The sequence below is a fragment of the Citrobacter sp. Cb023 genome, assembly GCF_030336805.1.
GTDB lineage: Bacteria > Pseudomonadota > Gammaproteobacteria > Enterobacterales > Enterobacteriaceae > Citrobacter > Citrobacter braakii.
This window is the reverse complement of sequence record NZ_JAOWCV010000039.1, coordinates 160,725-180,475: the sequence shown is the minus strand read 5'-3', so window position 1 is coordinate 180,475 and position 19,751 is coordinate 160,725. Positions and strand designations below refer to the sequence as shown.

Genomic DNA, 19,751 nt, shown 5'->3' with positions numbered 1-19,751 from the left:
CTGTGACCCTTAGCCTGAGTGGGGCGCTTTTTTAATTTGATACTGGCCCATTTTTACCACGCCAATATGGTCTGCCATTAGCTGCGCCTCGTGTTCGCTGTGTGTAACCAGCAGTGCCGTTTGCCCGGCGGCACGCAAAATATCCCGCACCTCGTTGCCAAGACGCTCACGCGTGCGCTTATCAAGGCTGGAGAAAGGCTCATCGAGCAGCAGGATTTCCGGATGCGGCGCCAGCGCGCGCGCAAGAGCGATACGCTGCTGTTGACCGCCGGACAGTTCATGCGGATAACGGCTGGCATGACTGTGCAACTCCACCATTTTTAACAGTTCCGCCACCCGGACCTGCTGCTGCTCACGCGGCATACGTCGTAACCCAAAGGCCACATTTTGTTGCGCCGTCAGGTGAGGGAATAACGCATATTCCTGAAAGACCATGCCGACATGCCGTTTTTCCGGCGGCAGATGAACACCGGAACCGGCAACGCGGCGCTGCGACACATAGATCTCTCCGCTTCGCAGCCGTTCAAATCCGGCAACTGCACGTAACACTGTGGTTTTTCCGCAACCTGAAGCGCCCAGTAGACAGGCGATCTCTCCTTTACGTACCGACATTGAAAACCCGCTCAGCACCGATTGCTGACTGTTGCCGTAGGCAACATGCACATCCTGGAGTCGTAATGCAATTTCTGACATTGTTACTCTCTTAACCACGGCGAGTCATCTGGTGACGCACCAACAAAATAACCGGTAGCGTGCCAGCTAAAACAATCATTAGCGCGGCGATAGCACCTTCTTCATAGGTTCCACGGGCGGCTTCTGCATACAGCAACGTAGCCAGCGTTTCGAAGTTTACCGGGCGCAACAGCAACGTTGTTGGCAGTTCTTTCATGGCATCGGCAAAAACCAGCAGGGCGCTACTCACTAACGCCGGGCGCAGCAATGGGAAATGAACCCGTGCAAATGTGCCGGCACCATTCTCACCCAACAGACGAGAAGCCTGCTCCAGCGAAGGCGGAATGCGGCCCAGGCCGGAATCCAGTGCGCCGATAGCAATCGCCTGGAAACGCATGGCACAACAAATTACCAGCAGGATCCCGGCAGACATCAGCGGCAGGCCGCGAACATCCAGTAAATCTGCCAGCCAGCGGTCGACTGCCATGGCGGGGGTTAAAAAACCAATCGCCAGAATTGTACCGGGAACCGCGTAGCCTAAAGAAGCCAGACGCATTACACCACGGCGAAATCCTGGCATCGCGTTGTCTGCGGCGCTATGCCGCGCGCTCCAGGCCACCAACATACTGACGCAAACCACCACCAACGTGGTTCCCGCGGCCAGTGATAACGTATTTTGTAATGCAGCCAGTAACGAGGAGGATATAGGGCTCTCGTCACCTATACGTTTGGCGCTTTCCCAGATTAAAAACAGCACCGGGGCCAGAAAGCCCAGCACAACTGGCAGCGAAATAACGACACCGAGTAGCCAGCCACGCCAGCCTTGCACGCGGGTGGGTTGAATTTCCCGCAGGCTACGGCTGCTGAATCCCTGTTTTCTGCGGCCATAAAATTCCAGCGTCAGAATAAAGAATATAAACATCAGCATCATGCAGGAGATTTGCGCTGCGGCAGATAAATCAGAGCGAGAGATCCACGTGGTGTATACGGTAACGGTTAACGTTTGTACCCCGAGAAATTCCGACGCGCCAATATCGTTAAGCGTCTCCAGCAGCGCCAGACTGATCCCGACGGCCAGTGCCGGGCGTGCCATGGGGAGTGCAACACGAAAAAAGGTCCCGGTTGTGCTGCAACCCAGCGTACGGGCAGCTTCCAACAGATGGGCCGGCTGGCTGATAAACATGGCGCGGGTTGTCAGGTACACGTAAGGATAAAGTACTAATCCGAGCAAGATTATTGCGCCGGAAAGGGAACGTAAATCGGGCAGACGGAACTGTCGCGGGCTGTCAAAGCCCAGTATAAAACGGATAAAGGTTTGCAACGGGCCAATCGGATGCAGCAGATCGAGCCATGCAAAGGCAACGATGTAGGTCGGCATTGCCAGCGGCAACAGCAGCGCCCAACTGAGAATTTTTCGCCCAGGGAAATCCCATGCCGTTACCGCCCATGCGCTGCCTACGCCAATGACGCCAACCATTATCGCGACACCCGCTAGCAACAGCACGGTGTTTTTGAGCGCTGAAGGCAGTACATATGTCATAAGATTATCCCAGTGGGATAAATCAGCCTGGGTGGCCTGCCAGATCAGCGCAACGATGGGGGTCAGGACGCCAAACGCGACGCACAATGCGCCAAGATGCAACGGCGTTAATAATGACTGCGGCCCGGAAACCAGGCCGCGTAACGTCGGAAACTGCAGCGGTTTATTGATCGAATCCAACTTTATCTACCAGCAAACTAGCTTGTTTACGATACTTCACGATCTCGGTGAGCGGCGTTTTATCGACGTCGATTTCACCGATTGTGGCGCTAATGACCGGGTCAAGCGTTACGCCTTTCAGTACTGGATATTCAAAGTTCGCTTTCGCATACTGCTGCTGGGCAGGCGCGGAAACCAGATATTCCATCAGCTTAACGGCATCGGCTTTATTTGGCGCATAGCGGGCAACGGCAGCGCCGCTGATGTTGACGTGCGTACCGCCATTTTCAAAGGTTGGTTTAACGACTTTAATGGCATCGCCCCACTGACGAGCATCGCTGCCTTCTTTGGCGTTTTTCATATGGCCGACATAATAGGAGTTTGCCAGGCCGATATCACAAATTCCACCGAGGATATCGCGGGCAACATCGCGATCGCCGCCGGTGGCTTTACGCGCCAGGTTAGCCTTCACGCCGCGCAGCCATTCTTCGGTTTTGGCTTCACCATGATGGGCAATCATCGCGGCGATCAGCGCCGTGTTGTAGGGGTGCTGACCGGAACGAATACAAACTTTACCTTTGTATTCTGGGCTGGCGAGCTGTTCGTAATGCCAGTTATCGATTGGCAGCGACTTCTCGGCATACAGTACGCGGGCGCGCATAGAAAGCGCAAACCACTGATTATCCGCGCCGCGCAGATTCGCCGGAATGGCGGCTTTCAGCGCTTCTGACTCTACCGGCTGGGTGACGCCGGCTTCAACTAAATCGATGAGATTTCCGGCATCGACGGTCATCAGCAGGTCGGCAGGGGAGTTTTTGCCTTCAGCCTTAACACGCTCAAGCATACCGTCTTTGATATAGACCGTACTTACTTTGATACCGCTGGTTTTAGTCCAGCTATCAAGTAAAGGCTGGATCAGGCCCGGTTCACGGGTGGTGTAAAGCGTTAACGTTTCCTGAGCGAAAGCCGGCAGGCTGACAGAGAAGAGGAGGGCAGAGGCAAGCGTGATACGGCGCAATCCGGTGCGAGTCAGAGCATTCATCGTTTTTATCCCAGAGTAATTGGAACATACAGTGAACCGAGTCGGGGCTCGTTCTTTTGGCTCGCGTACAATAAATGATAATCACTAGCACTTACAATAATTGCAAAGTTTAAACGATTTACATTTACACAACTTTAATCAACGATGTGATGCGGCATGGAATGGGGAGTTATGGCAGACTGAGCGCTTATAGAGGCAGCTTTTACACAGACGTTAAAAGCAAAAAGCCCGCTTAAGTTTCCTTAAGCGGGCTTCTTAAATTTGGCTCCTCTGACTGGACTCGAACCAGTGACATACGGATTAACAGTCCGCCGTTCTACCGACTGAACTACAGAGGAATCGTGTGAACGAGGCGCATATTACTGACCTCATCATGAGGTGTCAACAGTAAAATTAGCGCGTCATTTCAATTGGTTAATTAATCTTCAAATTCAGTGTTAATGCGTGTTTGGTGAGCGATAATCGTCGTCTCCCCGGGTATCGCGTAACCGCTCCATGGGGTTCTGGCGATAAAACTGGATGAAACGCTGCCATAAGGCAGGAAAACGCGGAGCAAATAATTCAGGAGCACTGAAAAAATACTCGGATAGCACGGCAAAGCATTCAGCAGGATCAGTCGCTGCGTAGGCATCTATACTGCACGCAGTTTCTCCAACCAGATCGATCTCATCCTGAATATTGTTCATTGCAGCATGCAGGTCGTGTTCCCAACCGGCTATATCGCGCAGGGGAATCGCCGGAATACCGCTGGCACGATCGCCATTACGCATATCAAGCTTGTGCGCCACTTCATGGATGATCAGATTAAAGCCGGAGGCATCAAAGGAATCCTGAATATCCAGCCAGTTGAGGATTATCGGGCCTTGTTGCCAACTCTGCCCGGACTGTACCACGCGTTGATTATGCACCAGCCCAATATCGTCTTCCCATTCATCGTCTACGACAAATGGGGCAGGGTAGATGAGAACTTCATGAAACCCGTCGAGCCACTCAATCCCCATTTCCAGAACAGGTAAACAGAATAGCAGAGCAATGCGCGCACTTTTTAGCGGGTCCAGCTCAAACCCCTGAAGAGCGACTAACCTTTTTTGTTGTAAAAAGCGCTCGGCCAGGGCAATAAGTCTGGCTTGTTCTTGCTCGGTGAGATTCACCAAAAGGGGAATAGCCAGGGCGTCGTCCCACGGCCAATCGTCACTCCGGGTTGCTTCTTGTTCTTTCCAGGGCCACTTAATCATCGTTTTGCTCGCAAACTCGTCACTTGAACGAAATTGACGGAACTGGGTCTGTTAAAATGCCAAATTACCTGGCATCATGGCAACCGCCAAAACGGAGAGATGCCAGAGCGGCTGAATGGACCGGTCTCGAAAACCGGAGTAGGGGTAACTCTACCGGGGGTTCAAATCCCCCTCTCTCCGCCACTATTCAAACACTTAGCACACTTCCTTTCAACGACTCATGTCACACTTGGTATAGTGTTGGTATATTCACTTGGTATAAAACTCGCCATCATCATCTTCTGATTTGCCCAATACTGGAAGATCCAGTGTGGGAGAAATTTTCACTTTTCTGTCATAAACCACAACCTGGCTTTCAGTTTTGTGACCTGAGAATAGTTGCTTGTCCTTAGTCGAGCCTTCGTAATCCGATATTCCCTTGGCTTTGAGATCATGAAAAGTACACGGCAGTTTTCTATCTGGTTTTTTTCCTGCTACAGATGACCGTTTCCCGTCCGTCCAAAGTCTTTGCAAGTTCGATGGTGTTATGAAGCCGTTCGGTCCAGACCTTTATTTGCTTAGTCCCGGTATTTCCTTGCTGAATAAAAATGCCTTCCTCGCTTACTTGCGACCATTTGAGTGAAAGAACATCCGATACGCGAGCTGCACATAAGTAAGACATTTCCATTCCAACCCGAAGAGCTGGCGCAGTTTCTTCATAAATTGCCTGATATTCTTCGTCTGTCACGTACACATCACGGGCTTTTAAAGAGAACTTGCGCACTCCCTTGTACGGATTTCCTTTCACATACCCTCGTTCATATCCCCATGAGAAAACACGCGATATCCCGCCGAATTCCTGGTTTGCCTGGTTCATACTGCGTTGGCCACGTTTATCCATATAGATCCTGACCATCTCAATTTTAATGTCATCTGCTCGCATATTCCCGAACACTGGGACAGGTTTTTTCATACGACCTGTAATCAGTCTGCGTCCGTGGAGCCAGTTCAGCAAAAGCTGGGTTGCTGGTGAATAACATCCATAATTTAGAAAATGTCATTACATCTGAACGTTTGTTTAAACAAATATTAATACCCCCTCTATGAGGAGGGGGAAACTATAATTCGTGATTTTTTTTCTGTGACGTAGGTGCAGTTAGATGGAATATTAGATTTAATAAATGACATTGCACCAATTTTGACATTGTCACCAATTTTCACAGAAAGACCAATGATGCATGTATTTGCACCTATGTCAACATTATTACCAATTGTTAACCTTAAAGATTTGCAATCCTTGTCTATTTGTCCTATTACGCAGTTTTGTCTGATAATAAAATTATCCCCAATGTCAACAGAGCCGTGAATAACGATGCCTGAATGGTGCGGGATCAATAAACCTTTGCCTATATTTGCACCCAATCCTATTTCACAGCCAAATCTCTCAATTATCTTGTTATTCAGCTTTATTGCTGCTCTTTTTTGGTATTTCCCACCATTTTTGTACATTTCATTGGCTAGGCGCCACCAAAAAAGGAAGTTTCTGTGTCTTAATTTCTTCTCGCGTAGTAATCTTATGATTGAAAAATACGGTCTCCTTATAATCTCACTCTTCCAATAATAGAATAGTTCTTGTGAACGCCCGAATATTACGAATTTTAAGGCGATAATGTATTTAATCATAAATTTCCTTTAAGTAACATTATGTTTTGTTGAATTATTTTTGTAACTTTAACTTACGCTTAGCTACGATATTTTGATCTGTGTCTATGCCTTAATAAAGGAGTTTAGTTTTTCTTGTGGACCTTCTCTTTCATGACGAAATTCAGATTGTGTTATACCTACCACTTTGTGATGTTTGTTGTACTATTGTTACAAATAATGTATTTGATAAGGGGAGGTTTTGCAACATGCCTGACAGTAAAAATACCGACAAGTCAAAGGCAGGCTTTTTCTTTCATGTCAAGGGGGAGCGAGAAGCTGATGGAGATTTTGGATCATATGAATGCAAAGGAAGTAAGGGGAGCGCTTTATTTCGCCGGTCAGGGTACCCAGCAACAGTGGGCAATTAAAAGAGAGATGCAGTCACCCCGATATACCACCCGCGATGAAGACCTGCTCCGGGTTAAGTAACAGGCTTAATTTAATCTGCCCCCTGATTTTTCACATTTCCGACGGCACGCGTTACGGCGTGCCATATAAATTTATCAGCCGGCACGACACCGTCAACTGCAATTTCCGCTGCTTCTTTCCCTCCAAGATCCTGCCTCATCCATTCGCGCGCGGCTTCCGGTAGCACTACCAACGGTTGTCTGTCGTAAATATCTACCAGTCCTTTGTCGGCCACTGTTTCAGACCGTGCGTTAATTAGCAGCGGTTTATACCACCACCTCGGGCGTATCCCCAAAGTACAGGGTCAAGGTGCAGTTGTTCATCACGTTCACTCAGCAGCAGAACTTTGATGGCAGGTGCCACGTTGAAACGTCCGATGGGTCTGGATCGTATGGAATGTCGCGTTCAGCGTATTCAGAGAGCAGGGCGAGATAGTCTTCACGCGTCATTTCAAGCAATTGCACGCCTTGCTTTCAACGACAGTTCTCATGGATGTCTTTTTCTTTGAGTATCCTCACAAGTTTATCGTTGTAATGCCCGTGTGGTAAAAAATACGCTTCGTATAAAGAAAAAGCCCGCTTTATAAAAAGCGGGCTTGCCTGTTTGTGCATCAATTAGAACTGATAGACTAAACCAACGGCAACGATGTCATCTGTCGCAATACCATTGCTTTCATAGAAGTTGTCGTCTTCGTCCAGCAGGTTGATTTTATAATCAACATAGGTGGACATGTTTTTATTGAAGTAGTAAGTCATCCCCACATCAACATATTTAACCAGATCTTTGTCGGTGTAGCGTGGATTGCCATTGCCGTCGTATTCCCAGCCACCTAAATCAACGCCTTTAGACATCAGGAAAGAAACTGCTGGGCGCAGACCAAAATCAAACTGATATTGAGCGGTCGCTTCAAAGTTTTGCGTTTTATTAGCGATACCGCCAGCAAGTCCATCACCTGAACCGTAATAGGTCATATTGCGAGTTTCAGAATACATGGCTGCCAGGTAAACGTTGTAGGCATCATATTTAGCGCCAACGGTCCAGGCATCTGCTGTTTCACCGCCAGCGTAGCTATTGACATGAGTACTATCGCCACGGCCACGGGAAACCTGGTCATTGGTACGGTCAGAGCTGGAGTATGCGGCACCCAGGCTCAAACCGAAGTCGAAGTCATAGGAGGTAGACATACCGAAACCGTCGCCATTTTCTTTCGCCAGTTTTCTACCTTTACTATTACCAGAACCTTCTTGATTTGCGCTGCTACCTTCGTTGTTACCCTGGTACTGCAAGGCAAAGTTCAGACCATCAACCTGACCAAAGAAGCCTTTATTACGGTAGGTAGCAACACCGTTGGTACGACCGGTCATATAGACGTCGGTCTGGGCATAAGTATCACCCCCAAATTCCGGCAGCATATCGGTCCAGGCTTCTACGTCATAGACGACGCCATAGTTACGACCGTAATCAAAGGTACCGTTCTCACCAAATCCAAAGCCCGCGAAAGCCAGACGAGTCCATGAATCGCCTTTGTCACCATCGGTGCCGTTGGCTTGAATGTTATATTCCCACTGACCATAGCCAGTTAGAATATCGTTGATTTGCGTTTCGCCTTTGAAACCCAGACGTGCATAGGTCTGATCGCCGTCGCTGCCTGCGTCGTCAGAGAAATAACGCAGAGCAGCAACTTTACCGTACAGATCCAGTTTATTGCCATTCTTATTATAAATTTCAGCCGCATTTGCTGCGCTTGCAGCTAATAAGGCAGGGAGAAGCAGTGCCAGTACTTTTCTTTTCATTATGTATTCCCTTTATATAATAATTAAAATGAATGTGTAACACTATCTGAAAGACTACATTTGAATACTATCTATGAAGTTCATTTAATTTTAAATATAATATGTAACAAATGTATTTAAGATATTTCAAAATGTTTCATCATTGCTTTTATATAATTAAAATCGCATGTCATTTGAATTGGCATTATCTATATAAATGTATTTTTATCATATAGTTATGATTTTTATCATTCTATCTTGTTAAATGTATATTATTGATATTCGTTATTTATTTTGAATGCGGTATTATAATTGAACTGCTTGTTTTGAATAATGGATTTATATATTCGTGAGGATAATAATTATTAAGTGAATAATATGTATTGATGATAAAAAAGCGTCGACGGTAGTCTGACATGAGAATTGTTGCTAAGGTGGTTTTCTTTCTGCGAAGAGCGAGAGTATGGAACTACAGTACTGGCAGTCGAAATTTGAAGCCTGGTTACGTGACAATCATTTCGGGCACGACGCTGCCCATGACATCTTTCATTTTCGTCGCGTCTGGATGACGTCACAAAAGTTGAGCATGGATGTGACCGTAGACTGGCTGGTGGTGCTGACGGCGTGCTACTTCCACGATCTCGTCAGTTTGCCGAAGAACCATCCCGATCGTCATCGTTCGTCGGTACTGGCAGCCCAGGAAACGCGTCGCGTTTTGATGCGTGATTTCCCTGATTTTCCACAACAACGATTACCTGCCGTGTGCCATGCTATTGAGGCGCACAGTTTCAGCGCCAAAATCGTACCAGAAACCCTTGAAGCCAAAATCGTGCAGGATGCTGACCGGCTTGAGGCGTTGGGCGCAATTGGTTTAGCACGGGTATTTGCCGTGTCCGGCGCGTTAGGCGTGGCGCTGTTTGATGCGGAAGATCCGTTTGCCCGACAGCGTAGCCTTGATGATAAACAGTACGCACTCGATCACTTCCAGACCAAATTGTTGACGCTGCCGCTGACGATGCAAACTGAACACGGTCGGCATTTGGCGCAACATAATGCTGACTTCTTACTGACGTACATGGCGAAGCTGAGTGCGGAGTTAAAAGGAGAATATGAAATGCTGGATCTTGACGCGATTCAACCCTTTAAGCTGCGTTAGTCGCCAGTACAGCCGCAACGTCAACCGCGCTAATTTATGTTAACCTGTCAGCTATCCATTTCGGCCGGTTAAATGTATGCAGGATAATTATTCAGTAGCAGGTTCCATGAACCCGATGACAGATGATAACGAGGCCGCCGCACAGGTGATTTTGGCTAAGTTGCTTGAAATATATGACGTGAAAACGCTGGTTGCTCATCTGAATGGTGTTGGCGAGAACCGCTGGAGTCCGGCCATCTTCAAGCGAGTGGTTGCCAATGAAACGTGGCATCGCCTCAGCGACGGTGAGTTGGCTCATCTGAACGACTTGCTGCCGAGGCCGCCTGCGCATCATCCACATTATGCTTTTCGCTTTATCGATCTTTTTGCCGGTATTGGCGGCATTCGTCGCGGCTTTGAGGCGATTGGCGGGCAGTGCGTGTTTACCAGTGAGTGGAACAAGCATGCGGTGCGCACCTACAAAGCGAATCACTACTGTAATCCTCACCAGCACCATTTTAATGAAGATATTCGCGATATCACCCTCAGTCATCATGATGGGGTGAGCGACCAGCAGGCGGCGGAACATATCCGCCAGCATGTTCCGCAGCATGACGTGCTGCTGGCGGGATTTCCTTGTCAGCCATTCTCTCTGGCCGGTGTATCAAAGAAAAACGCGTTAGGGCGGGCTCATGGCTTCGCCTGCGATACGCAAGGCACACTTTTTTTTGACGTGGTGCGCATCATTGATGCGCGTCGGCCGGCAATATTTGTGCTCGAAAACGTCAAAAACCTGAAGAGTCACGATCAGGGGAAAACGTTCCGCATCATTATGCAAACGCTGGATGAGCTGGGTTATGACGTGGCTGATGCACACGATAACGGGCCGGACGATCCGAAAATTATCGATGGGCAACATTTTTTGCCTCAGCATCGCGAACGTATTGTGCTCGTCGGCTTTCGCCGCGATCTGAATCTGAAATCAGACTTCACGTTGCGCGATATTGTCTCCCGCTATCCTCAGCGGCGTACGACGCTGGCGGAGCTACTTGAGCCGACCGTCGACGCAAAATATGTGCTCACGCCAGTGCTGTGGAAATATCTGTATCGCTATGCGAAAAAGCATCAGGCACGGGGCAATGGATTTGGCTATGGCATGGTGTATCCCGGCAATCCCGATTGCGTAACGCGCACATTATCGGCGCGTTACTATAAAGATGGGGCGGAGATCTTGATCGACCGCGGTTGGGATATGGCGCTGGGTGAAAAGGATTTTGATGATCCGCACAATCAGCGATACCGTCCGCGCAGGCTGACGCCCAGAGAGTGCGCGCGCCTGATGGGATTTGAATCACCTCAGGGCTATCAGTTCAGGATCCCGGTGTCAGACACACAGGCTTATCGTCAGTTTGGTAATTCGGTGGTCGTCCCGGCATTTGCGGCGGTTGCCAGACTGCTGGAGCCAAAAATCAAACAGGCGGTTGCTATTCGCGAGAAAGAGAAACTGCATGGCAGACGTTCACGATAAAGCGACGCGCAGTAAAAATATGCGGGCGATAGCAACCCGCGATACCGCAATTGAAAAACGCCTTGCCAGCGTACTGACAGAGCAGGGGGTAACGTTTCGTGTGCAGGATGCGACGTTACCTGGCCGTCCCGATTTCGTGGTGGATGATTATCGTTGTGTGATTTTTACCCACGGCTGTTTCTGGCATCATCACAACTGCTATCTATTCAAAGTCCCCGCAACACGAACAGCGTTCTGGCTGGAAAAAATAGGCAAAAATGTTCAGCGTGACGCGCGGGATTGCGAAAAATTGCAGGCTCTGGGCTGGCGCGTACTGATTGTCTGGGAGTGCGCCCTGCGTGGGCGCGAAAAGCTGGGGGATGACGCGTTGTCCGAACGCGTCATCGAGTGGATCTGCGGCGGTGGCGCAAGTGCGCAGATCGACACCCTCGGTATCCATTTACTGTAACGTCTTTTCCGACGGGGTCGCAACGGCGTCCGCTTTAACGGGAAATAGGTATTTACCGAGTGTGACCAGTACCACCGCAAATACAATCACGCCAAGCGCCAGCCATTCGATGGGCGCCAGACTTTCACCTCCTAGGCCGGTACCTAACAGTACGGCGACAACCGGATTAACGTAGGCATAGCTGGTGGCTAATGCCGGGCTGACGTTGCGGATCAAGTACATATACGCGTTGATGGCAATAATAGAACCAAACACGGCCAGATAGGCGACTGCCATAAAGCCTGAAAACGTCGGCATAGTGGTCAACTTTTCCCCGGAAATCAGCGAGGCGCACATCAGCACAATACCGGCGGCTAACATTTCAATGGCTCCGGCCATCATGCCAACGGGTAACGTTATGCGCGAGCCGTACACTGAGCCAAACGCCCAGCTTATCGAACCTATCAGGATTAAAATTGCTCCCCATGGATTACCGCTCAAATTACCACCGCTGTTCAGCATGATGATCCCCGCGAGTCCAATTGCGATCCCCATCCATTCAAGTTTGCGCGTTTTGATGCCAAAAAAGTGGCTAAAACACAGCGTAAACAGCGGGACGGTGGCGACCACCACGGCGGCAATACCGGAAGGCACGTTTTGATGTTCTGCGACGGTGACCAGTCCGTTACCGACAGCCAGCAGCAGGATACCAATTAACGCGGCGTTCAGGAGCACGCGCAGAGGCGGCAGCTTATGTCCGCGGATAAGTAAGAATGCTGTTAATAAAATCCCCGCAGAGAGAAAACGAACGCCAGCCATCATCAACGGCGGCCAGCTTTCAACGCCAATGCGAATAACGAAGTACGTGGAACCCCAAATGATGTACAGCGCGAAAAGCGCACTGAAAAGCGGTAGCAATTGCCTGAAACGCATAATCCCTCACGGTGGAAATAAAAAGGTGCAACATAGTAAACGTCAAAACTATCTTGCTGGCGAGATTTATAATTACGTGCTGATGTTAAAAATTTGTTGACCAGAAAGGTCAGTTTCAGCATTGCGTGTTTTACTTCATACTTATGACTGCAAAAAAATAATATTGAGGGTAAAAATTTTGGCAGGAAGTAGCTTATTGACCTTACTCGATGATATCGCCACTTTGCTGGATGATATCTCTGTCATGGGAAAACTGGCCGCGAAAAAAACCGCGGGTGTGCTGGGCGATGATCTGTCGCTTAACGCGCAGCAGGTGTCGGGTGTGCGGGCGAACCGCGAACTCCCGGTGGTCTGGAGCGTCGCGAAAGGATCGTTTGTTAACAAAGTTATCCTTGTGCCGTTGGCGCTATTGATAAGCGCCTTCATTCCCTGGGCGATCACCCCCTTATTAATGGTAGGCGGGGCGTTCCTCTGTTTTGAAGGTGTAGAAAAAGTTCTCCATACCCTGGAAGCGCGTAAGCACAAAGAAACCCCGGAAGAGCGTCAGCAGCGTCTGACATCATTGGCAGCACAGGATCCGCTCACCTTTGAGAAAGATAAAATCAAAGGGGCGATACGTACCGACTTTATTTTATCTGCTGAGATTGTCGCGATTACGCTGGGGATCGTAGCGGATGCGCCATTGTTGAATCAGGTGTTGGTGTTATCTGGCATCGCGTTAGTGGTGACAGTGGGGGTCTACGGCCTGGTCGGGATTATCGTTAAGCTCGATGATATCGGATACTGGTTGGCAGAAAAGCGCAGTACGCTGGCCCAGTCGCTGGGTAAAGGATTGCTGGTCGTTGCTCCCTGGCTTATGAAAACACTTTCCGTGGTCGGCACGCTGGCGATGTTTTTGGTTGGCGGCGGAATTGTGGTGCACGGAATAACACCGCTGCATCATGCGATTGAACATTTTGCCCAACAGCAAAGTGCATTGATTGCGCTGATGCTTCCGACCCTGCTGAATCTGGTGCTCGGATTTATCATTGGCGCAATAGTGGTGCTGCTGGTGAAAGGTGTCGCCAGAGTGCGCGGAGTTTCGCACTAATTGTCGCAGGGTTGATTACGCAAAACCCTTCTTTGTCGTCTAAGGTGTAAAGGTTTCTCTTGATACAGGAGGCAGGTATGGTCTTTTCTGTCAGTGAGGAAGTCACCTCCAAAGAGGGTGGCCCACGCATGATCGTTACCGGGTATGCCAGCGGAATGGTGGAGTGTCGCTGGTACGACGGCTTTGGCGTCAAACGGGAAGCATTCCGTGAAGATGAACTGGTGCCGGGCGAGCGAAGAAAGCTCTGCCAGGATGCCTGAACACCTGGGGTGCGCGTAACCGGGTGATCTTTCAATCATTAGTTATATTTATCATTTTGGTGAGAATTATTTACTTGTCAGGCAAAAAAATTGCAGATAAGGTTTGTTTCACATCAGATTTCCTGGTGTAACGAATTTTCAAGTGCTTCTTGCATAAGCAAGCTTGATCCCGACCCGATAAGGGCCGGGATTTTTTTCGCCCTCAGTCAGCGATTGATCTCCGACACGCTAAAATCATGGATATCAAGCTCGAACGCGTCGGCCAGTTCATGCCACGTGTGGTAATCACGTCCGTCGACGCTGACGCGTTCAGGGTCATCCTGACTGCGATGAATTTCACTCTCGCAGATTTCGTTGATTGCCTTCAGTAGCGCGTCCACATCGACGCTGACTTCACGTTTGGCCGTATCGCTGTACTCTTTCGCGGTTTTCATCCTCATACCTCTCAACCGTTAAGGATACCGGGGGAGCGCATCCAAACATCAGATACGCACAACTTAAGTATAGACCGTCGATAAAACCCGCAATCGCGCGAGGCGGGCGCTGCCAGAAAAAGGAAATTGTTCTACACTGGCACAAAGCCACAGGAGGAAAACTATGAAGGTGAATGATCGGGTCACAGTCAAAACGGACGGCGGTCCTCGTCGACCGGGCGTGGTACTGGCTATCGAAGAGTTTAGTGAAGGCACCATGTACCTGGTTTCGCTGGAAGACTACCCGCTCGGTATCTGGTTCTTTAATGAAACAGGTCATCAGGATGGTATCTTCGTGGAAAAAGTAGAATAAGGTGAGTTTTGCTGCATGATCCTGACTGGTGGATTCGCCACCAGTCAGAACGTGTTAGCGCGTATTCACAAAGATACCATTGGTAACGTTATCGGTGAGTCTCACAACGTGATAGATAACTTGCTTATTATGCGTCTTTATCTTTCGTTTTATATTCCCCTTATGGGATGACACGGTCTTGGCCTTGATATTCATTTGGTCGGATATCTGTATTGTTCCCTGACCCTCCATCCACATGCGTAGCATGCTGGACTCGGTACGGCTCAATGATAATGTCGGTAGATTCACATCAATGACAAAATCTACTTCTTTTTTCAGAATATCGCCAAGGAGTTCATCCAGTGAATCTGGTTTAATCGACTTAGAACTAATCAATAAATTTTTTCTGACTAATAGATACTCATCAAAATGCACGTTGGCAATTGCCATAAACACAATAAATAATGTGCCGGGATGCTGATTAATGATTTGCTTTATTTGCTGGCTATTAGCAGGATCGTGGATAAAGCAGTCCTCATTAATAAACACCACAGTGGGCTGTTGAGAGACACAGGCGAGACTGAGCTCCTCAACGTTGGAAATGTTGTTGATTTCCCTTTTCTTCACCCCCCGACTTACCAGATATCCGGTCAACCCTAGCCGGGTGTAACTGCACAAATCCATAATAATCGTTGACATGGCATACCCTCACTCAATGCGTAACGATAATTCCCCTTACCTGATTATTTTCATCACAACTAAACGGAATAATAACGACCCAAGATGACGCTTTCGCTGTTTTTCAGGCGAAATTACTATCCCGTAAAGTTGCGTATAATTTGCCAGGAAACATCTTAAAGTAAAGTAAATGTTGCGTTATGTGAGTGAGTCAATAATAAATAAACCGCGACAGAGATATCCTGGTGGATGTTGTCACTTTTTAAATTTAGGACAATCCTTAGTAAAACAGGGTAAAAATTAAGGGTTATTATTTTCCGGGCATTTCGCTGACAATATCAGCCAACAAATTAAAAATTTCGCTGAATAATCGCTCGCAGAATGGCGCAATTAATGGCATCAGGGCTGCCATTAATGAAATACCCACGGCGAGGGTGAGTGGAAAACCGATGACGAAAATCGACAGCTGAGGAGCCATGCGATTCAGCAGACCGAGTGCGAGGTTTAGGGTGAGTAGCAGCGTCATTATCGGCAGGGCCAACATTAGCCCGTTGAGGAAAATCAGGCTACCCGCCCGCGCCAGCGCGAGAAACGCATTGCTGTTCACCGGATTGCCGCCGATTGGCAAGGTATGAAATGTATCCACCAACAGCGAAATAAGCCACAAATGGCCGTTAAAAGTCAGGAATAACAGCATGGCGAGCATGTCGATCAGTCTCGCCAGTACCGGCATATTCAGACGGCTGCCGGGATCAAAGAAGGTTGCGAAGGAGAGACCCATTTGCAGACCAATCAATTCCCCGGCGGTACGTACTGCCGCGAAGGCAAACTGCATAGTGAAGCCCAGAGCGATGCCGATCAGGATTTGTTGCATTGCCTGCCATAGCGCCACGATAGAAAAGATAGGGACGTCTACCGGGGGAATCGACGGAGCGATAACGACGGTTATCATTAACCCCAGCCCCAGTTTTACTCGTTTGGGGATCGCGCGCTCGCTGAGAATTGGAGCCGTTGAGATGAGCGCCAGGATGCGCAGCAAAGGCCAGAAGTAAAGATTCAGCCAGTGGAGCCACTCAACGCTGGTCACCTGCAGCATAATGTCATCTACCCGATGATGTAGGGGATATTGCTGAACAGCGTACGCACGTAGTCGAGCAGCAGGTTAAGCATCCACGGGCCGGCAACAATGATGGCAATAAAAACCGCGACAATTTTGGGAATGAAGGACAGCGTCATTTCGTTTATCTGGGTCGCCGCCTGCAAAATACTGATGATAAGACCTGTGACGAGGGCGACCAACAGCAAAGGCGCGGCAAGGGCCAGGGCGACTTTCATCGCCTCTGTGCCCATCATCATGACCGATTCAGGTGTCATTTCGCGCCTCTAACTGTAAAAGCTTTGAGCTAGCGAGCCGACAAGCAACTGCCAACCGTCTACCAACACAAACAGCATCAGCTTGAACGGTAGCGCGATCGTGGCCGGGGGGACCATCATCATCCCGAGCGCCATCAGCACGCTGGCGATGACCAGGTCGATAATCAGAAACGGAATAAAAATGGTAAAGCCTATCTGGAATGCCGTCTTCAGCTCGCTGGTGACATAGGCTGGAAGCAAAATCCGCATCGGTACGGCTTCTGGTCCCTGTAGGGGACCGCTGTTTGCTAAGCGCGCGAAGAGTGCCAGATCGGCTTCACGGGTCTGGCGCAACATAAACTCGCGCAGCGGCTGTGCGCCTTTCTCCATGGCTTCCTGCATAGAGATTTTCTCTTCGCTGAACGGCTGATATGCGTCGACGTAGATTTTGTCGATTACCGGCGACATGATGAAAAAGGTCAAAAATAGCGCCAGGCCCAGTAGCACCTGGTTCGGGGGGGCCGAAGGGGTTCCCAGCGCATTTCGTAACAGACCGAAAACGATGATGATGCGGGTGAAGCTGGTCATCATCAATAAAATGGCGGGCAGGAACGTCAGCGAGGTGATAAACACCAGCGTTTGCACGGGCAAAGACCAGCTTTGTCCGCCGCCAGGCAGCGGCTGGCTAACCAGACCCGGGAGCTGGGCGAGGGCTACTGGGCTGAAAAGCCATAAGCCTGCCAGCGTGATGGATAACAAACGGCGCATCAGGATCTCCCGGGACGCTTAAGCAAACTCTTCATCATGGCCTGGAAATCCGCGGGGGAGGCCGGTTTTTCTTCTGCATCAGCAGGCGCCGGGGGCAGGGTGTGCAGCACGTTAATTTGCGAGGCCGTGACGCCCAGTACCAGGCGCGCATCTTCAACCTCAACAATCACCACGCGCTCACGTGGACCCAGTGAGGTACTTGCCGCAACTTTCAGTCCGCGCGTACCGGCGCTTTTGGGGGCAAACCCCATACGCTTAATCACCCAGGCTGCAGCCAGGATCAATACGATGATCCCAAGCAGCGCGCCGCTTACCTGAACCAGCGGTGAGCCGGGTACGGCGGCTGGCTGAGAAACTGTAGCCTGGGTATTCATGATTAACGGCTCAGACGGCGCATGCGTTCAGATGGGGTAATAATGTCAGTGATACGTACGCCGTATTTGTCTGCGACAACCACCACTTCACCCTGGGCAATCAGGTAACCGTTGATCAGGATATCCAGCGGCTCGCCCGCCAGACCATCCAACGCGACGACCGAACCCTGTGTCAGACGCAGCAGCTCTTTGATGGTCATACGGGTTCGGCCCAATTCGACGGTCAGTTTGACCGGAATGTCCATGATCAGGTCGATGTCCTGCAAGGCACCGCTGACGTCGCCGCCACCTAACTGCTGGAATACCGCATCGGCCGCACTTTTGGTGGGGGTGGTTTTTTGCTCGTTTAACGCGTCAGCCCACAGATCGTCCAATGCACCAGTGTTCTCATCGGACGGATTATTCATATCACTCATTTGGGCTGTTCCTCATTCAGCGAATTCAAAATCGGGTTTATCAGATGTTCTACGCGTAACGCATACTGACCGTTCACCGTGCCATACTGGCTGGTCAGTACAGGCACGCCGTCCACATGAGCAATAATGCGGTCGGGTTTTTCAATCGGCAGTACATCGCCGGGTTTCAGTTTTAAAATCTGGGATAGCCGCAGCGGAATGTCAGCAAAGTTTGCCACCAGCTCCAGCTCAGAATGCTGAACCTGACGCACCAGATTATTGCGCCAGTTCTGATCTTCATTACGCGAGTTTTCCAGCGGCGGGTTCACCAGCAGCTCACGCAACGGTTCAATCATGCTGAATGGCAGACAGATGTTAAATTCACCGGTCAGGTTGCCAATTTCAACGTGGAATGGGGTATTGACCACGATGTCGTTAGGAGACGTGGTGATATTGGTAAATTTCACCTGCATCTCGGAACGAACGTATTCCACTTCCAGCGGATTGATGGCCTTCCACGCGTCGCTGTAGCTTTCCAGCGCCAGCTTCAGCATGCGGTTGATAACGCGCTGTTCGGTATGGGTAAATTCACGGCCTTCCACTTTCGTCGGGAAGCGGCCATCACCGCCGAACAGGTTATCGACGGCGATAAATACCAGACTCGGTGAGAACACCACCAGACCCGTACCGCGCAGCGGCTTCAGGTGGATTAAGTTCAGGTTGGTCGGAACCGGTAAGTTGCGCGCAAACTCGTGGTATGGCTGGATACGGATCGCACCCACGGTAATATCCGGGCTACGGCGCAACAGGTTAAATAACCCCATACGGAACTGGCGCGCGAAGCGTTCGTTAATGATCTCCAGCGCCTGTAAACGCTCACGTACCACGCGGCGCTGGGTGTTGGGATCGTAAGGACGAATATCGCTTTCTTTTGCGATACCGGAAATGGGTTCGTCTTTAGTTTCGCTATCGCCATTAAGCAATGCGTCGATTTCAGCCTGAGAAAGAATACTGTCGCCCATGTCTTTACCGCAGAATAAAAGCTGTATAAAGAACGTCGGTGACAACCTGTTTGGGTTGCCCAACAACGAGCGGAGTCGCGAGCGTCTCTTTGATGGCGGCAATGAGCTGTTGCTTACCTTCTTCGGTGGCGAGCGTAGCCGCGTTCTGACGAGAGAACAGCAGCAGCAAGCGGCTGCGCACTTCCGGCAGATATTCGTTAAGACGTGAACGCGTTGCCTCGTCTTTCATGCGCAGCGTGATACCGATATACAGTACACGGTCCGCATCACCCAGATTGACGGTAAAGGTATCCAGCGCAAAGAATACCGGGGCTGGCGGCGGAGCCGGTTCCGCTTTGACGCTGGCGGACGGCTGCTGCTGCATGCGCCAGTAGCTATAACCCGCAGTTGCGCAGGCGGCGAGGGTAATCAATACCAGCAGAGGGATCCAAATAGCGCGTTTACTTTTTTTGTTAATCGCGGAGTCAGTCATCAGATACGGGCTTCCTGTTTCGGTACAGCTTATGGGCTGA

The 19,751-nt window shown here is 49.8% G+C and carries 22 protein-coding genes, 2 tRNA genes and 3 pseudogenes; 8 read left to right on the top strand and 19 right to left on the bottom strand.

Features of this window, described 5'->3' with window-relative positions; all coding sequences use genetic code 11:
* Positions 1-9: 9 nt before the first annotated feature.
* From OGW44_RS20640 to mtfA, 5 genes are all read right to left on the bottom strand, one after another.
* The gene (locus tag OGW44_RS20640; protein WP_185654815.1) at positions 10-693 is read right to left on the bottom strand and encodes an ABC transporter ATP-binding protein; all 684 of its coding nucleotides are present in this window, start codon (positions 691-693) and stop codon (positions 10-12) included.
* Positions 694-703: 10 nt separating this feature from the next.
* On the bottom strand, positions 704-2,392 hold the full coding sequence (locus tag OGW44_RS20635) for an ABC transporter permease (RefSeq protein WP_185654814.1): 1,689 nt from the start codon (positions 2,390-2,392) through the stop codon (positions 704-706).
* Positions 2,376-3,413 (bottom strand): extracellular solute-binding protein, encoded by a 1,038-nt coding sequence (locus OGW44_RS20630; protein ID WP_047499042.1) that lies wholly within the window; start codon positions 3,411-3,413, stop codon positions 2,376-2,378. Before OGW44_RS20630 ends, OGW44_RS20635 begins: the two co-directional genes overlap by 17 nt.
* A 262-nt stretch (positions 3,414-3,675) precedes the next feature.
* Positions 3,676-3,751: transfer RNA gene (locus OGW44_RS20625), tRNA-Asn, on the bottom strand.
* A gap of 99 nt (positions 3,752-3,850) precedes the next feature.
* Positions 3,851-4,648: a DgsA anti-repressor MtfA gene (gene mtfA, locus OGW44_RS20620; protein ID WP_047357950.1), complete on the bottom strand. Its 798-nt coding sequence runs from the start codon at positions 4,646-4,648 to the stop codon at positions 3,851-3,853.
* Positions 4,649-4,741: 93 nt separating this feature from the next.
* Here mtfA and OGW44_RS20615 point away from each other — a divergent pair.
* Positions 4,742-4,831: transfer RNA gene (locus OGW44_RS20615), tRNA-Ser, on the top strand.
* A 66-nt stretch (positions 4,832-4,897) separates the two neighbouring features.
* On the opposite strand, the pseudogene OGW44_RS20610 reads toward OGW44_RS20615, so the two are convergent.
* Both OGW44_RS20610 and OGW44_RS20605 read right to left on the bottom strand, forming a co-directional pair.
* Positions 4,898-5,703, bottom strand: a pseudogene (locus tag OGW44_RS20610) (site-specific integrase); the annotation flags it as partial.
* 25 nt (positions 5,704-5,728) lie between these two features.
* Entirely contained in the window at positions 5,729-6,310 is a 582-nt protein-coding gene (locus OGW44_RS20605) for a serine acetyltransferase (RefSeq protein ID WP_047416060.1), read from the bottom strand.
* A 285-nt stretch (positions 6,311-6,595) separates the two neighbouring features.
* Between OGW44_RS20605 and OGW44_RS20600 the strand changes: the two are divergent.
* Positions 6,596-6,760: pseudogene (locus tag OGW44_RS20600) on the top strand (DUF4113 domain-containing protein); the annotation flags it as partial.
* Positions 6,761-6,770: 10 nt separating this feature from the next.
* On the opposite strand, the pseudogene OGW44_RS20595 reads toward OGW44_RS20600, so the two are convergent.
* Both OGW44_RS20595 and ompC read right to left on the bottom strand, forming a co-directional pair.
* Positions 6,771-7,188: pseudogene (locus tag OGW44_RS20595) on the bottom strand (SOS response-associated peptidase family protein).
* 165 nt (positions 7,189-7,353) lie between these two features.
* A complete protein-coding gene (gene ompC / locus OGW44_RS20590; protein ID WP_101701032.1) occupies positions 7,354-8,532 on the bottom strand; it encodes a porin OmpC in 1,179 nt (392 codons plus the stop codon).
* Positions 8,533-8,974: 442 nt separating this feature from the next.
* On the opposite strand from ompC, the gene OGW44_RS20585 reads away from it, so the two are divergent.
* The 3 genes from OGW44_RS20585 (at position 8,975) to OGW44_RS20575 (ending at position 11,622) form a co-directional block, all read left to right on the top strand.
* Positions 8,975-9,667, top strand: a complete 693-nt coding sequence (locus tag OGW44_RS20585; RefSeq protein ID WP_185654813.1) for a phosphohydrolase — start codon at positions 8,975-8,977, stop codon at positions 9,665-9,667.
* A 76-nt stretch (positions 9,668-9,743) separates the two neighbouring features.
* Positions 9,744-11,174 carry a DNA cytosine methyltransferase gene (locus OGW44_RS20580; protein WP_185654812.1) on the top strand — a complete coding sequence of 477 codons (1,431 nt, stop codon included), beginning with the start codon at positions 9,744-9,746 and terminating at the stop codon, positions 11,172-11,174.
* Positions 11,155-11,622, top strand: a complete 468-nt coding sequence (locus tag OGW44_RS20575; RefSeq protein ID WP_049269529.1) for a very short patch repair endonuclease — start codon at positions 11,155-11,157, stop codon at positions 11,620-11,622. Before OGW44_RS20580 ends, OGW44_RS20575 begins: the two co-directional genes overlap by 20 nt.
* Here OGW44_RS20575 and yedA read toward each other — a convergent pair.
* Positions 11,614-12,534, bottom strand: a complete 921-nt coding sequence (gene yedA / locus OGW44_RS20570) for a drug/metabolite exporter YedA (protein WP_047502067.1) — start codon at positions 12,532-12,534, stop codon at positions 11,614-11,616. The genes OGW44_RS20575 and yedA overlap by 9 nt on opposite strands.
* Positions 12,535-12,712: 178 nt before the next feature.
* Here yedA and OGW44_RS20565 point away from each other — a divergent pair, with 178 nt between their 5' ends.
* On the top strand, positions 12,713-13,624 hold the full coding sequence (locus OGW44_RS20565; RefSeq protein ID WP_016156847.1) for a DUF808 domain-containing protein: 912 nt from the start codon (positions 12,713-12,715) through the stop codon (positions 13,622-13,624).
* A gap of 77 nt (positions 13,625-13,701) precedes the next feature.
* Entirely contained in the window at positions 13,702-13,884 is a 183-nt protein-coding gene (locus OGW44_RS20560; RefSeq protein ID WP_016153498.1) for a YodC family protein, read from the top strand.
* Between the two features lie 206 nt (positions 13,885-14,090).
* On the opposite strand, the gene yodD is transcribed toward OGW44_RS20560, so the two are convergent.
* The gene (gene yodD / locus OGW44_RS20555; protein ID WP_003030417.1) at positions 14,091-14,318 is read right to left on the bottom strand and encodes a YodD family peroxide/acid resistance protein; all 228 of its coding nucleotides are present in this window, start codon (positions 14,316-14,318) and stop codon (positions 14,091-14,093) included.
* Between the two features lie 163 nt (positions 14,319-14,481).
* Here yodD and dsrB point away from each other — a divergent pair, with 163 nt between their 5' ends.
* A complete protein-coding gene (gene dsrB / locus OGW44_RS20550; RefSeq protein WP_016156846.1) occupies positions 14,482-14,670 on the top strand; it encodes a protein DsrB in 189 nt (62 codons plus the stop codon).
* Between the two features lie 54 nt (positions 14,671-14,724).
* Here dsrB and rcsA read toward each other — a convergent pair whose 3' ends face one another.
* The 8 genes from rcsA to fliL form a co-directional block, all read right to left on the bottom strand.
* A complete protein-coding gene (gene rcsA, locus OGW44_RS20545) occupies positions 14,725-15,348 on the bottom strand; it encodes a transcriptional regulator RcsA (protein ID WP_016156845.1) in 624 nt (207 codons plus the stop codon).
* A gap of 289 nt (positions 15,349-15,637) precedes the next feature.
* Positions 15,638-16,423 carry a flagellar biosynthetic protein FliR gene (gene fliR, locus OGW44_RS20540; RefSeq protein WP_016153496.1) on the bottom strand — a complete coding sequence of 262 codons (786 nt, stop codon included), beginning with the start codon at positions 16,421-16,423 and terminating at the stop codon, positions 15,638-15,640.
* A gap of 8 nt (positions 16,424-16,431) precedes the next feature.
* Entirely contained in the window at positions 16,432-16,701 is a 270-nt protein-coding gene (gene fliQ, locus OGW44_RS20535; protein WP_003030425.1) for a flagellar biosynthesis protein FliQ, read from the bottom strand.
* A 9-nt stretch (positions 16,702-16,710) separates the two neighbouring features.
* Positions 16,711-17,448 carry a flagellar type III secretion system pore protein FliP gene (fliP, locus tag OGW44_RS20530; protein WP_006684053.1) on the bottom strand — a complete coding sequence of 246 codons (738 nt, stop codon included), beginning with the start codon at positions 17,446-17,448 and terminating at the stop codon, positions 16,711-16,713.
* Positions 17,448-17,825, bottom strand: coding sequence for a flagellar biosynthetic protein FliO (gene fliO / locus OGW44_RS20525; RefSeq protein ID WP_029139581.1), 378 nt, complete (start codon positions 17,823-17,825; stop codon positions 17,448-17,450). Before fliO ends, fliP begins: the two co-directional genes overlap by 1 nt.
* On the bottom strand, positions 17,825-18,238 hold the full coding sequence (gene fliN / locus OGW44_RS20520; protein WP_003030433.1) for a flagellar motor switch protein FliN: 414 nt from the start codon (positions 18,236-18,238) through the stop codon (positions 17,825-17,827). Before fliN ends, fliO begins: the two co-directional genes overlap by 1 nt.
* Positions 18,235-19,239 carry a flagellar motor switch protein FliM gene (gene fliM / locus OGW44_RS20515; RefSeq protein ID WP_003030434.1) on the bottom strand — a complete coding sequence of 335 codons (1,005 nt, stop codon included), beginning with the start codon at positions 19,237-19,239 and terminating at the stop codon, positions 18,235-18,237. Before fliM ends, fliN begins: the two co-directional genes overlap by 4 nt.
* Before the next feature lie 4 nt (positions 19,240-19,243).
* Entirely contained in the window at positions 19,244-19,711 is a 468-nt protein-coding gene (fliL, locus tag OGW44_RS20510; RefSeq protein ID WP_016153493.1) for a flagellar basal body-associated protein FliL, read from the bottom strand.
* Positions 19,712-19,751 lie beyond the last annotated feature (40 nt).

Excerpts from the sequence above, each read along its gene's own strand:
- OGW44_RS20640 (WP_185654815.1), bottom strand. The coding sequence starts at position 693 with ATGTCAGAAATTGCATTACGACTCCAGGATGTGCATGTTGCCTACGGC.
- OGW44_RS20630 (WP_047499042.1), bottom strand. The coding sequence starts at position 3,413 with ATGAATGCTCTGACTCGCACCGGATTGCGCCGTATCACGCTTGCCTCT.
- mtfA (WP_047357950.1), bottom strand. The coding sequence starts at position 4,648 with ATGATTAAGTGGCCCTGGAAAGAACAAGAAGCAACCCGGAGTGACGAT.
- OGW44_RS20605 (WP_047416060.1), bottom strand. The coding sequence starts at position 6,310 with ATGATTAAATACATTATCGCCTTAAAATTCGTAATATTCGGGCGTTCA.
- ompC (WP_101701032.1), bottom strand. The coding sequence starts at position 8,532 with ATGAAAAGAAAAGTACTGGCACTGCTTCTCCCTGCCTTATTAGCTGCA.
- OGW44_RS20585 (WP_185654813.1), top strand. The coding sequence starts at position 8,975 with ATGGAACTACAGTACTGGCAGTCGAAATTTGAAGCCTGGTTACGTGAC.
- OGW44_RS20580 (WP_185654812.1), top strand. The coding sequence starts at position 9,744 with ATGCAGGATAATTATTCAGTAGCAGGTTCCATGAACCCGATGACAGAT.
- OGW44_RS20575 (WP_049269529.1), top strand. The coding sequence starts at position 11,155 with ATGGCAGACGTTCACGATAAAGCGACGCGCAGTAAAAATATGCGGGCG.
- yedA (WP_047502067.1), bottom strand. The coding sequence starts at position 12,534 with ATGCGTTTCAGGCAATTGCTACCGCTTTTCAGTGCGCTTTTCGCGCTG.
- OGW44_RS20560 (WP_016153498.1), top strand. The coding sequence starts at position 13,702 with ATGGTCTTTTCTGTCAGTGAGGAAGTCACCTCCAAAGAGGGTGGCCCA.
- yodD (WP_003030417.1), bottom strand. The coding sequence starts at position 14,318 with ATGAAAACCGCGAAAGAGTACAGCGATACGGCCAAACGTGAAGTCAGC.
- dsrB (WP_016156846.1), top strand. The coding sequence starts at position 14,482 with ATGAAGGTGAATGATCGGGTCACAGTCAAAACGGACGGCGGTCCTCGT.
- rcsA (WP_016156845.1), bottom strand. The coding sequence starts at position 15,348 with ATGTCAACGATTATTATGGATTTGTGCAGTTACACCCGGCTAGGGTTG.
- fliR (WP_016153496.1), bottom strand. The coding sequence starts at position 16,423 with ATGCTGCAGGTGACCAGCGTTGAGTGGCTCCACTGGCTGAATCTTTAC.
- fliQ (WP_003030425.1), bottom strand. The coding sequence starts at position 16,701 with ATGACACCTGAATCGGTCATGATGATGGGCACAGAGGCGATGAAAGTC.
- fliP (WP_006684053.1), bottom strand. The coding sequence starts at position 17,448 with ATGCGCCGTTTGTTATCCATCACGCTGGCAGGCTTATGGCTTTTCAGC.
- fliN (WP_003030433.1), bottom strand. The coding sequence starts at position 18,238 with ATGAGTGATATGAATAATCCGTCCGATGAGAACACTGGTGCATTGGAC.
- fliM (WP_003030434.1), bottom strand. The coding sequence starts at position 19,239 with ATGGGCGACAGTATTCTTTCTCAGGCTGAAATCGACGCATTGCTTAAT.
- fliL (WP_016153493.1), bottom strand. The coding sequence starts at position 19,711 with ATGACTGACTCCGCGATTAACAAAAAAAGTAAACGCGCTATTTGGATC.